The following is a 13,082-nucleotide window of genomic DNA, read 5'->3' on the forward strand; positions in this document are numbered from 1 at the left end:
TTATCTGCGTTTTTGGGGATTAGGGGATATTTTTAGGGAATTCTAGAATTCCTAGAGATTGCTTCGGTCGCTTTGCTCCCTCGCAATGACGCAGGGAATTCTAAATTTATTTGTGATGAGATCATTGGGTCAAGTCGGGGGATGACACAAGGCTTGGGAATTCTAGATTTTGCCTTGGGAATTTTAGAATTTATCTTAGGAATTCTAGATTTTGCCTAGGAGTTCTAGATTTAGTCTTAGGAATTCTAGAATTCCTAGAGATTGCTTCGGTCGCTTTGCTCCCTCGCAATGACGCATGGAATTCTAAATTTATTTGTGATGAGATCCTAGGGTCAAGTCGGGGGATAACACAAGGCTTAGGAATTCTAGAATTTAGCCTAGGAATTCTGGATTTTGCTTAGGAATTCTAGTTTTATCCTTAGGAATTTTAGATTTATGCTCGCTTTAGTGGGGCAAGCCCCGCTGCTCGCAAATTTTATAAGGGCTACGCCCTAAACCCTTAGGGGCGTCGCCCCTAAAACCCCACTAAAATCTAGAATTCTCTTGCTTTATCTGCGTTTTTTTGGGGAATTCTAGATTTTCTAGGGGTTAGAGGGTATCTTTTTTTTGGAATTCTAGAATTCCTAGAGATTGCTTCGGTCGCTTTGCTCCCTCGCAATGACGCAGAGAATTCTAAATTCTTTGTGATGAGATCCCCCAGTCAAGCTGGGGGATGACAAAGAAAGTCAGGTCTGGGGATGACACAAGACTTAGGGAATTCTAGATTTTGCCTAGGAATTTTAGATTTATTCTAGGAATTCTAGATTTATCCCTAGGAATTCTAGAATTCCTAGGGTTAAAAATACCCCCGCACCCCCAAAATGTGAAGTAAAAAAACTCGCTTAAAAAATCATCACTCTAAAACAAACGAACCGCCGTTTTGATACTCGATTACCATAGGACCTGCTGCTTTTGGCGAGATTTTTAGGTCGTATTCTTTTATTAGCTCAGGGCTTATGAAATGATAATTTATTTTTATATTTACCTTATATGCATCTTTTGGCGGGTTTAGCTTGATCTGCTTTTTCTCTAAGCCTTCTAGGCGCTCATCTTGCATGCTATCAGCTAGGTATTGTAGTGCTGGGCGACCATTTTTTTTGTAGTGCGCGCCAAAGGTTCTAGTTTCACTCTGGACTAAGGTATTGCCTTTTTTATCCTCGTAGCTAAAGACAAACTCCAAAAGCCTTCCGCCAAAGCCTGTTGGCACCATGTGCGGCGAGGTGTTTTGGATAAAAATGCTCTTGCTTTCTTTGTCGTATTCGTAGCGAAATGCGCTACGCACCTGCGACATATCGTGTCCGCCTGCAAATCTATGCTCTCTTACCTCTCTAAGTTCTGCTATTTCAGCGCCGCTAACTGAGAGATTTTTTTGTATTTCGCTCATGTGGCAGTCGGTGCAGTTTTTGCTTAGATCTATCATTTCATCACCTGTGGTATAAGATGATATGATAAGAGGCTTGCCGTTTTTGTCTTTCATTGACACTTGGTTGTGACAGGCTAGGCAGATTTGATCACTTCTAAATATATCTTTTTGTACATTTTTGTGAAATTCATTTACATTTGAGGCAAAAGGCCCTGAGAAAGTGTTTTCTTCTTTTATCCACTCTACTAGCTCAGAGCCGGCTAAAGAGCCGTGTGGATTTGGCTTGATAGAATCTATACTGTGGCAAAACGAGCAGGTTACATTGCTAATTTTGCTTGTACTTTTTGCTACTTCGTCTATTTCTCTTGTGGCTGAGTTTTCAATGCCTAGGATTTTTGAGAACATATAGGTGTTTAGATTTTTGTTCATTGCTAATTCTGGATTGTGGCACCTTGAACACAGTGAGAGCACTTCTATTTTTAGGGTATCTGTTTGCTTTGCTACAGCTTCTAGCACTGCTATGTATAGCTCTGAGTCATGGTTTGCGTGCCTACTTTTTTTCCAAAAGTTTGTTTGAGTGCGGTGGCATGTGTTGCATTCAATCGCATCCATAAATCCATCTACACCATGTGCAAAAACAGCCAAAAAAACAGCAAAAAATACAAATTTCATGATAATTCCTAAAAGTTTTAGCCAATTATAGCTGATTTTTAAAATAATTAAGCTATAATTTGCGCTTAATTTTTCAAAAAAGGGCTAAAAATGTCAAAATCATATGTAACTGGCTTTGGTCGCATAGGCGAACAAAGAGAGCTAAAATTTGCGCTTGAGGCGTACTGGGCTGGCAAAAGCGATTTTGCTAGCGTAGAAAATGTAGCAAAAGAATTACGCAAAAGACACTGGCAATACCAAAAAGACGCTGGCATTGACTTTATCAGCGTTGGAGATTTTTCTTATTATGATATTATGCTTGATCACAGCATTGCTTTTGGTGCTATTCCAGCTAGATTTGCTGGGCTTAGTGGCGAGGAGTTGTATTTTAGCATGTGCCGTGGAAACAAAGGCGCAGTTGCTATGGAGATGACAAAGTGGTTTAATACAAACTACCACTACATCGTGCCTGAACTAAATGCTAGCACAAGCTTTAAACTAGATGCTAGCAAATACATAAATGAGTATAAAGAAGCAAAAGCACTAGGCATAAATGCTAAGCTAAATTTAATTGGACCATTTACTTATCTTGCGCTTTCAAAAACAAATGATGGAAGCGATGCTTTTTCTCACTTAGATGCGCTTGTTAGTGTGTATTGCGAGCTAATTGCTGAGATTGCTAAGCTTGATGATGAAGTAGTTATCCAGCTTGATGAGCCAATTTTTGTAACTGATAGAGCAAGTGATCTTGCCCCTCGCTTAAAAGGCGTGTATGACAAGATCTGTGCAGCTGCAAGCAACGCAAAAATCATATTTATGACATATTTTGAAAAAGCCCCAGAAGCTACTGAACAAATAGTAAAAACTGGCGTGTGGGCAGTAGGTCTAGATCTAGTTCATAACTCAGAGTGTCAACGCCCAAGCATAAAGCTAATAAAAGATGCTAACAAGGTGCTATTTGCTGGAATTATAAATGGACGAAATATCTGGGTAGCTGATCTTGAAGAGCGCAAAGCAAAAGTAGGTCGCTTGCTAGATCAAATAGAGAGCGAGCGCCTATATATCGGCACTTCATGTTCACTGCTTCATGTGCCTTTTACGCTAAAATACGAAGAAAATCTAGCTATAAAAGAGTGGCTAAGCTTTGCTGTTGAAAAGCTTGATGAGATTGTGATTTTAACAGCATTTGCTAATGGTAAAGAACTATGCGCAAGATGCTCTGAAATCTATGAGAAAAACAAAATAGCTATCGCTAATCGCAAAACCTCAAGCCTAGTAAATGACGCAGCCGTACAGGAGCGTGTGAAAAATCTAAGTAAATTTGAGCGTGAGACACCATTTAGCGAGCGTATAAAAGTCCAACACAAGCTATTTAATCTACCAAGCTTGCCAACTACTACCATAGGCTCATTTCCTCAAACCGCTGAGCTAAGAGCGGTTAGAAATGCTTTCAAAAAAGGCGAGATTGATAAAGCAAAATATGAAAGCGAGATTAAAAAATACATTGATGATTGTGTGGCTTTCCAAGAAAGCATCGGTCTTGATGTGCTAGTTCACGGCGAGCCTGAGAGAAATGATATGGTTGAGTACTTTGGCGAGCAGTTAAAAGGCTATGCATTTAGCAAAAACGGCTGGGTTCAAAGCTACGGCTCTCGCTGCGTTAAGCCACCACTACTTTTTGGCGATGTAAGCAGACCAAATCCTATGACAGTAGACTGGATAACCTACGCTCAAAGCAAAACCAAAAAAATCATGAAAGGCATGCTAACAGGACCAGTCACTATAATGAACTGGAGCTTTGTTCGTGATGATATGCCACGCAGCGAGGTTGTTAAACAGCTAGCGCTTTGTATCTATGATGAGATAAACGACCTTCAAAAAGCAGGTATCAAAATCATCCAAGTAGACGAAGCAGCCTTTAAAGAAGGCTATCCACTAAGAAAAGAAAATATCGGCGATTATGAGAGTTTTGCGGTAAATAGCTTTAAGCTAAGTGTAAGCTGTGCTGAGGCAAAAACTCAAATCCACACCCATATGTGCTATTCTGAGTTTAATGATATCATTAAAACAATAGAAGCAATGGACGCTGATGTAATCAGCATAGAAACAGCAAGAAGTGGCAATGAGCTACTAAAAATCTTTAAATCAGTAGGCTATAAACAAGAAGTAGGTCCTGGTGTATACGACATCCACAGCCCAAGAGTGCCAAGCGTGAGCGAGATAGAAGAGCAAATCAAAGCTATACTAGAGGTGTTACCAAAAGAACAACTTTGGATAAACCCAGACTGCGGTCTAAAAACTCGCAAATGGGAAGAGGTAAAACCAAGCCTAGAAAATATGGTAAAAGCAGTAATAGCAAGCCGCTAAGAGCTTTTTAAAAATCTAGAATTCCCTAGAAAAATCTAAAAAAACTAGGGAATTCTAAGGTGAATAAATGAAATTAAAAGAAAAAATTAAGCAAAATTCTCCAGCGATTTTACTTTATGGCTTTACGCCACCTAGCATTGATACTGATAGCAAAAAAGTAGAACAAATCGCAGCCACGCAGCTTTTGCGCTTAGCAAATAGCAGGCTTGATGGGCTTGTGATTTATGACTTACAAGATGAAAAAGAAAGAAATAAAGATAAAAGAACCTTTGATTTTAAGGATACTTTAGAACCACTTAATTACTATAAAAAGTTTTTTGCGGGCAAATATCAAGCAGTAATTTACAAAGCAGTTAGCAAATACTCCCCAGAGGCACTAGCAGATTTTCTAGGGCAAAATAATGAAATAATCAGCGTCTTTGTAGGTGCTAGTAGCAAAAACGATACGCCAAAAACTCACCTAAACGATGCTTATGAATTAAAAGCTAAAAATGCTCCAAATATCGTACTTGGTGGCATTTGTATACCAGAAAGACATATTAGCAAGGGTGATGAGCATCTAAGAGTAGGGCAGAAAATATCAGCAGGCTGTGAGTTTTTTATCACTCAAGCTGTCTATAACATAAACAACGCAAAGCATTTTCTAAGCGATTATGCTAAGCTTTGCGCTAGCAAGGAAACAAAAAAAGTGCCTATAATCTTTACTTTTACCCCTTGTGGCGATGCTAAGACACTTAGCTTTATGCGCTGGCTTGGCATCGATGTGCCAAAGTATTTTGAAGGGCGCCTAATGCATAGCTCAAATCCGGTTGAAATGTCGGTAAAAACTAGCTTTGATATGTTTTGTGAACTTTATCATTATGGCAAAGAATTAGGCATTAGCGTCGGCGCAAATGTAGAGAGCATTTCACGAAAAAAAATTGAGATTGAAGCGAGTATTGCTTTACTTGATACTATTTCAGATTTTATCAAAAAGGAAACAAATTGAGAATTATCCTAGGACTTGGCATAGCTGTTTCGCTGGTAATCTTGATGTTTTTGGGGAATTTTTATTCGCAAATGAAGCTTGATATTAGCCCTATAGTTGATTATAAGCCAAAGCTTACCACGCAGTTTTTTGACAGAAACGGCGAGCTTATAGCAAATGTATTTGACGAAAAAAACCGCCGCTATGCTAGCTTTGATGAGATACCAACTAGACTTGTTGAAGCTCTTGTAGCAGTTGAGGATACTGCGTTTTTTGAGCACGATGGTATAAATATAGAAGCGATTTTTAGAGCAGCGATAAAAGACATCCAAGCAATGGCGCTAGTCGAAGGAGCTAGCACTATCACACAGCAGCTAGTAAAAAACCTAGTGCTAACAAGGGAGAAAAAGTTCGTTCGCAAGCTAAAAGAAGTCCTGCTTGCTTATGAAGTAGAAAAAGTCCTAAGTAAAGAGCAAATCATAGAGCGGTATTTAAACGAGGTGTTTTTTGGGCACGGCTATTATGGGGTAAAAACAGCGGCTGCTGGATACTTTCGCAAGCCACTCTCAGCCCTAAGCCTAAAAGAAATGGCGATTTTAGTGGGCCTGCCAAAAGCACCTAGCACCTACGACCCAACTCGTCAGTATGAACTAAGTATGAGTAGGGCAAATGCCGTTATAGGGCGTATGAGAGACCTTGGCTGGATAGATGCAGCGCAGTATCAGCAAGCTATAAACGAACAGCCAAAGGTCTACAATGACACTCTAACGCAAAACAAAGCTCCATATCTTATAGATGAGGCTTTAAAACAGCTAAGTGCCACTATCCCTGATATAAAAAGTGGCGGATATAAGATTACTCTCACAGCTGACTTGCGAGTTCAAAAAATCGCAGAAAATGCACTAAAAGATGGCTACAATGAGATTTTAAAACGCAATAAAAACGCTGATGAAAATGTGCTAAATGGCGCTGCTATAGTAAGCAATCCGCTAACTGGCGAAATTCTAGCCCTAGTTGGCGGTGTGGATTACGCAAAAAGTAGCTATAACAGGGCTACACAAAGCTCACGCCAGCCAGGCTCGTCTTTTAAGCCTTTTGTATATTTAGTAGCGTTAAATCAAGGCTTTAGCCCAGCTAGCAAGGTAGCTGATGTGGCAATGGCCTTTGAGGGAATGGGAGGTGATGGCAAGGCTTGGAAGCCAAAGAACTACGGCGGCGATTTTGCCGGCTTTATCACGCTAAAAGACGCTCTTAAAAAATCACGCAACCTAGCAACAATCAGCTTGCTTGTAGATGTGGGCTTTAATAGCGTTCATAGCAAGCTTGATGGCTTTGGCTTTCGCAATATCCCACCAAATCTAAGTATAGCACTAGGCAGTTTTGGCATTAGCCCTATGGATTATAGTGAGGCTTACTCGCTCTTTGCTGGCATGGGAAATATCGCAAAGCCCTATCTCATCAGCGATATCACAGCTGCTGATGGCACCAGCTCACACTTTGCGCCAAATATCCGTGAGGTAGTGCCTGCTCGCCAAGCCTACTTGATAGTAGATATGATGAAAGCGGTGGTAAACGAAGGCACCGGTCGCAGAGCGCGCGTGCCTGGAGTAGAAATAGCTGGCAAAACAGGCACGACAAATAATAACATCGATGCGTGGTTTTGTGGCTTTAGCCCTGAGCTAGAAGTCATCGTCTGGTATGGAAACGACGATAATACCCCTATGCGAAGAGTAGAGGGCGGTGGCCTAACATCTGCGCCTGTATTTAGCCAAATCGTGCGTGAGTATAAAAAACTCTACCCAGATACAAAAAGCACCTTTAGCGTCCCAAGTGGCGTAAAATCAAGCGGTGGAGTGCTATATACTGACATCTCACCACTACCGCAAAAAGCCGGGCACGATACGGTAGAAATTCAAGAAAACGAGGGACTAATTTTTTAAGCTCTAGGGAATTCTAGAATTCCTTACTATGTCATCCCCCAGCTTGACCCGAGGATCTCTATAGAATTCTAGAATTTCGTCATTGCGAGGGAGCAAAGCGACCGAAGTAATCTTTAAGAAATTCTAAATTTTACTCTAGGAATTCTAGATCTTCTGGGGGTTAGGGGGTGTCTTTTTTTGGGGGATTCTAGAATTCTCTACTATGTCATCCTCGGGCTTGACCCGAGGATCTCTATCCGGAATTCTAGAATTCTTTATGATGAGATCTCCGATCAAGTCGGGATGACACAAGGCTTAGGAAATTCTAGAGCTCTCGTCATTGCGAGCGAAGCGAAGCAATCTCTAGGAATTCTAGATTTTGCCTTAGGAATTCTAGATTTTTGTTCGCTTTTAGTCTAGATAAATTTAGCTTACAAATTTTATAAGGACTACGCCCTAAACCATTAGGGGTGCCACCCCTAAAACCCCACCAAAATCTAAAATTCTCTTGCTTTATTTGCGTTTTTTGCTTCACATCCGCTGGTTGGGGGTTAGGGGATATTCAGTCCTAGGAATTCTAGAATTCCCTACTATGTCATCCTCGGGCTTAACCCGAGGATCTCTATATGGAATTCTAAATTCTTTGTGATGAGATCCCCCGATCAAGTCTGGGGATGACAAAGACTATGGAATTCTAGATTTGTGCTGCCCTCTAAACCTCACAGTAGCGGCTGTTGAAAAGCTATAGAATTCTAGAATTTCGTCATTGCAAGGGAGCAGAGCGACAGAAGCAATCTCTAGAAATTCTAGATTTTTGCTAGGAATTCTAGATTTATGCTTAGGAATTCTAGAATTCTCGTCATTGCGAGCAAAGCGAAGCAATCTGGAATTTTAGATTTAGTCTTAGGAATTCTAGATTTTCTGGGGGTTAGGGGGTGTCTTTTTTTTGGGAATTCTAGAATTCCATAGCTGAACAAGGCGTACTATGTCATCCCCCAGCCCCTTTGGGGGATCTCTATATGGAATTCTAGAATTCTTTATGATGAGATCCCCCGATCAAGTCGGGGGATAACACAAGGCTTAGGAATTTTAGATTTATGCTGCCCTCTAAACTTAGCAGTAGCGGCTAGGCATAAAACACCTTTTTTAGATATAGTCCTGCAGCTGGGGCTGGGATTTTAGTCGGCACTGCTTGGCTTTTATTTTCTAAACGATTTTTTAATATTTCTAGTTTTTCTGGGTTTTTAGCGCATTCTAGGGCGTTTGCTACCATGAGACGAACCTGAGAGCGAAGAAAGCCATTGCCTTTAAAAGCGATTATTACAAACTCTCCAAGCGCTGTTTTTCTCGCTCTTGCCCTAGCGTAAAAAAGTCTGCGAACGGGGCTTTTTTCATTGCTACCGCTTTTATAAAAGCCGCTAAAATCACGCTCGCCACAAAAGAGCCTTAAAGCCTCATTTAGCACCTTCATATCAGGCTTGGCGCAAAAATAGACCAAATCAGCAAGCTCTATTCTTTGCCTCCCACAAAAGAGCAAATAGCGATAAGCTCTAGCTTTTGCGCTGTATCTTGGGTGAAAATCAGCATTTACTTTTTTTACATTTTTGACAAAAACGCTAGCTGGCAGGTGGCGGTTTAGCTCGTTTTTTAGCTTTGTTAAATCCCAAAAGTCCCCGACCTCCACGCTTGAGAGCTGCATAAGTGCATGAACCCCAGCGTCCGTGCGAGAGCTTGAAATTACAGGGCTAAAAACGCCTATTTTTCGTAAAGCTAGATTTAGCGCGTCCTCTACTGCCTTGCCATTTGGCTGGGTTTGTGAGCCTTGAAACTTTGCGCCATTATAGGCATAAATGATAGCAATTTTCACACTCTAGCCTAAAAACGCCTTAGAATTCCGCGCTTAAAGAAATAAAAACTAGAAGCAAAAGTAGCCAAAAATACTAGCGGAATTCCAACAGCCGGTAGCTTGGCAAGGAGCAAAATACCGCTAAAATACGCAAAAAGCACCAAAAACACACTAGCATAAGGCCCACGCTGTTCGTAGCGATAAACCACAAGCCCAAAGCGCAGCGCAAAAAGCACACTAGCAAGCGGGAAAAGCGCAATGAGCGTGTAAATACAAAGATCACGGGCTTTTTTAGGATTTGACCAGTATTTTATAAGATCAAAATCTTCTAAAAGCTCAGGCTTTGTCGTGCTTGAAATAATGAGATTTTTAAACTCGCCCACTTGCCAGTTTTTCTGCCCTATATCATAAAATGAGCCCTTATCAAGCACAAGCGAGAGCGTGCCATCTTTGTTTTCTACATGACCGCCACTGCTGATTATTAGTCGCTCGCCGTTTATAAAGGGATTATAAAGAACGATATTTTCATACTCCAAGCTAGCTTGGTTTTTATCACTAGCAAAGATATACCAGTTGCCAAACTTCTGCCCAAACTCGCCTGGGCGGATATTTAGGCTAAATCTTGTCTTTTTATACTCTATAAACTTTGCGTTTTGATCTTGCATGTAGGGCATGAGAACTAGCGCATTTAATAGCATTAAAAGGCTTAAAATCCCAGCTACCACACCAAAGAATATACTAAGTTCTCTTGGGCTTTTGCCAAGGGTGAAAATCACGATGCTTTCATTATCACGAGAGAGTTTAAAAAGGCTCATCGTAAGCGAGACAAAGAAGCTAATAGGCAGCGTAAAAAGCAAAATTTGCGGCAGCAAAAAGCTATAAAGCTTGATAAATTCTAAAAAACTGATTTCTACATAGCTTGTGATTCTTGCTATATTTATAAAAAACACGATTGAGACAATAAGAAATAGCGTCAAAAACAAAGATAATAAATTATCAATAAAGTTTGTGAAAAAATACTTATTTACTCTATTTAGCATTTAAAAATTCCAAAAATTTTGTGAAATTAACGCAAGTAATAGCGCAAGAGAGAGCGCAGGTATAAAAGGTACTTCTACTTTTTTGCCAAGTAAAAGCAGGTGAAAAACTAGCTGTATAGCGCAAGCTAACATCACAGCCAAAAAGCCAAGCTTAAGCCCACAAAGCGCGCCTATAACGCCAAAAATCAGCACATCAGCCTCGCCCATACTCTCAACTATCTCGTTAGTGTTCTTGCGGTTTTTCCACGCACTCACGCAGGATTTGATAAGAAAAATCGCACCCATAAAAAGCAAGGCCATGCTAAGTGGCGAAGAAAGCGTAAGCATATCCTCTAGGCTAGTAAATTTGCTAGCAAGCGCAAAAAATAAAGCAAAAATTAACAAGCTCTCAGGCACAGCCAAATACTCAAAATCAATAATGCTAAGCGCAAAAAGCAAAATCAAACTAAGCGCAAGAAAAATAGCACTATAAATTTCACCACAAAGATAAAAAGCAAGCGCGCCAAAAGCCCCACAAATAAGCTCAACAAAGGGATAGCGCAGGCTGATTTTGCTTTTACAAAAGGCGCATTTGCCACCTAAGAAAATATACGAAAATACTGGGATATTATGATAAAAGCGTAGTTTGTTGTGGCAGTTTGGGCAGTTGCTAGCTGGGTAAAAAATACTAAGACCTTTTGGCATGCGAGCGATAAGCACATTTGCAAACGAGCCTACACACAGCCCAAAAAGCACGAAAAATACATAATAAACTAACATTTTCTCCCCTTAAAATATTCATAAATGATTTTAGCGAAATTTTTAAAAAATTTAGCAAATAGTCTATGATTTTAGCTAGGAATTCTAGAATTCCCTACTATGCCATCCCCCAGCCCCTTTGGGGGATCTCTATATGGAATTCTAGAATTTGTTTTATATTTGCGTTTTTGGGGGTTAGGGGATATTTTTAGTCTTAGGAATTCTAGAATTTTCGTCATTGCGAGCGAAGCGAAGCAATCTCTAGAAATTCTAAATTCATCCTTAGGGAATTCTAGATTTATTCTTGGGAATTCTAGTTTTTGCCGTAGGAATTCTAGAATTCCCTACTATGTCATCCTCGGGTTTGACCCGAGGATCTCTATATGGAATTCTAGAATTCTCTGTGTCATTGCGAGGGAGCAAAGCGACCGAAGCAATCTCTAGAAATTCTAAATTCATCCTTAGGGAATTTTAGATTTTCTGGGGGTTAGGGGGTATCTTTTTTTTAGGGAATTCTAGAATTCCCTAAAATTCGTCATTGCGAGCGAAGCGAAGCAATCTCTAGGAATTCTAGAATTAACTCGGGAATTCTAGATTTTATCCTTAGGAATTTTAGAATTCCCTACTATGTCATCCTCGGGCTTAACCCGAGGATCTCTATAGAAATTCTAAATTTATTTATGATGAGATCCCCTGATCAAGTCGGGGTATGACACAAGGCTAGAGAATTTGGAATTCCCTAAAATTCGTCATTGCGAGGCTTTGAAAAAGAGGGAGCAATCTCTATAAAAAATATCCGCCTTGCGCTTTTCTGCCATTTTCTAATAAATTTCCACTAAAGGCCATATATCCACTAAAACCAGCAAATGCTGCGTCTTTTTTGCTTACTTCTACACCTAAAATAGTTACCATTGTTTTATTCCTTTTTGTTCTAAAGTTATTAAGAAATTTTTAAAATCTTTGTTTGTAAAAGGTATATTTGAAATCCTAAATATTAGACTAGTTTTTAACGCTTCTTTGCGCGAACGCCTTACTATTTCTTTTTTTTAAATCAAATACAAATAGTCTGCTAAAAGCACCAATTTTAATATTTCCATATCGTATGATTTCATCATACATAACGCTATAAATTCCAAAATTACGCTCAACTACAATCTTATCGTCATATAATAATACTTGCTTAATACTGCCATCATAAAAACTAATGCAAACATATAAAATACAAGCAATCATAAGACCAATTAAAATATTATATTTTAAGCTTTCAATCTCATAGTTGTCAGATAAATTATAGCTTACAATAATCCAAAAAGTTCCAAGGATTTTACTACCCATTCCGCTAAATCTATAAGCCTTTTTCATCACAAAAATCGGCTCATCATTTGGTAACTCTTTTAGTTTTTGCATTTTTGCTCCCTCGCAATGACGAAATTTCCGCAATGGCGGAATTCTAAAATTCCATAAAATTCCTTAAAGCCCACCAAAGCGTCTGTGAGTCTGCTCAAACTTAGCACAAATCTGTTCGCACTCTGCGCTTGTAAAATCAGGCCAAAGAGTAGGGCAAAATACAAGCTCTGCGTAGCTTGCTTGCCAGAGCAAAAAGTTACTAAGCCTGTGTTCGCCACCTGTGCGAATGAGCAAATCCACATCGCCAAACTCCGCTGTATCAAGCGCTGCGCTGATATTATCCTCGCTAAACTCGCTGTTATTTTTAGCCAGTTTTGCACAAGCCCTGCTTAGCTCGTCCCTTGCGCCATAATTTAGTGCTAGGACTAGATTTAGCCCAGTATTTGCCGCGCTTAGGCTTTTTAGCCGCTCTATTTGCGCCCTTAAATCAGCATCAAAAGCACTAATATCGCCTATGGTGTGAAATCTAATATTATTTTGTATAATCATCTGCTCTTTGCTTTTTAAAAATTTGCTTAAAAGCTTCATCAAAAAATCCACCTCACGCTGCGGTCTGCGCCAGTTTTCGGTGCTAAAAGCGTATAAACTAAGCGTTTTTATCCCACGCTTAGCCGCAAAAATCGCAATGTCCTCTACCACTCTAGCCCCAGCCTCGTGCCCAGCACTGCGCTCTAAAATATGCGCCTTTGCCCACCTGCCGTTGCCATCCATGATTATAGCTAGATGTTTTAGTTCGTTCATTGCT

Annotated in this window: 10 protein-coding genes; 3 read left to right on the forward strand and 7 right to left on the reverse strand. The window is 40.0% G+C overall.

Features of this window, described 5'->3' with window-relative positions; translation table 11 throughout:
- Positions 1-892 precede the first annotated feature (892 nt).
- Complete coding sequence (locus tag PTQ34_RS00865) at positions 893-2,074, reverse strand: multiheme c-type cytochrome (RefSeq protein WP_273931582.1); 1,182 nt, start codon at positions 2,072-2,074, stop codon at positions 893-895.
- A 90-nt stretch (positions 2,075-2,164) separates the two neighbouring features.
- Between PTQ34_RS00865 and metE the strand changes: the two genes are divergently transcribed.
- From metE to PTQ34_RS00880, 3 genes are all read left to right on the forward strand, one after another.
- Positions 2,165-4,420: a 5-methyltetrahydropteroyltriglutamate--homocysteine S-methyltransferase gene (metE, locus tag PTQ34_RS00870; protein ID WP_273931584.1), complete on the forward strand. Its 2,256-nt coding sequence runs from the start codon at positions 2,165-2,167 to the stop codon at positions 4,418-4,420.
- 67 nt (positions 4,421-4,487) lie between these two features.
- Positions 4,488-5,408, forward strand: coding sequence for a methylenetetrahydrofolate reductase (locus PTQ34_RS00875; RefSeq protein ID WP_273931585.1), 921 nt, complete (start codon positions 4,488-4,490; stop codon positions 5,406-5,408).
- A gap of 44 nt (positions 5,409-5,452) precedes the next feature.
- Positions 5,453-7,327 (forward strand): transglycosylase domain-containing protein, encoded by a 1,875-nt coding sequence (locus PTQ34_RS00880; protein WP_273931868.1) that lies wholly within the window; start codon positions 5,453-5,455, stop codon positions 7,325-7,327.
- A gap of 1,105 nt (positions 7,328-8,432) precedes the next feature.
- Here the strand turns inward: PTQ34_RS00880 and truA are convergent.
- The 6 genes from truA to uppS form a co-directional block, all read right to left on the reverse strand.
- Positions 8,433-9,173: a tRNA pseudouridine(38-40) synthase TruA gene (gene truA / locus PTQ34_RS00885; RefSeq protein ID WP_273931586.1), complete on the reverse strand. Its 741-nt coding sequence runs from the start codon at positions 9,171-9,173 to the stop codon at positions 8,433-8,435.
- Between the two features lie 8 nt (positions 9,174-9,181).
- The gene (locus PTQ34_RS00890) at positions 9,182-10,192 is read right to left on the reverse strand and encodes an LptF/LptG family permease (RefSeq protein ID WP_273931588.1); all 1,011 of its coding nucleotides are present in this window, start codon (positions 10,190-10,192) and stop codon (positions 9,182-9,184) included.
- Positions 10,193-10,951 (reverse strand): prepilin peptidase, encoded by a 759-nt coding sequence (locus PTQ34_RS00895; protein ID WP_273931589.1) that lies wholly within the window; start codon positions 10,949-10,951, stop codon positions 10,193-10,195. It abuts the gene before it with no gap.
- A gap of 762 nt (positions 10,952-11,713) precedes the next feature.
- The gene (locus PTQ34_RS00900; RefSeq protein WP_273931592.1) at positions 11,714-11,842 is read right to left on the reverse strand and encodes a hypothetical protein; all 129 of its coding nucleotides are present in this window, start codon (positions 11,840-11,842) and stop codon (positions 11,714-11,716) included.
- A gap of 87 nt (positions 11,843-11,929) precedes the next feature.
- Positions 11,930-12,370: a hypothetical protein gene (locus tag PTQ34_RS00905; protein WP_273931593.1), complete on the reverse strand. Its 441-nt coding sequence runs from the start codon at positions 12,368-12,370 to the stop codon at positions 11,930-11,932.
- Positions 12,371-12,400: 30 nt separating this feature from the next.
- On the reverse strand, positions 12,401-13,078 hold the full coding sequence (gene uppS / locus PTQ34_RS00910; RefSeq protein WP_273931595.1) for a polyprenyl diphosphate synthase: 678 nt from the start codon (positions 13,076-13,078) through the stop codon (positions 12,401-12,403).
- Positions 13,079-13,082 lie beyond the last annotated feature (4 nt).

The sequence above is a fragment of the Campylobacter magnus genome (genome assembly GCF_028649595.1).
GTDB lineage: Bacteria > Campylobacterota > Campylobacteria > Campylobacterales > Campylobacteraceae > Campylobacter > Campylobacter magnus.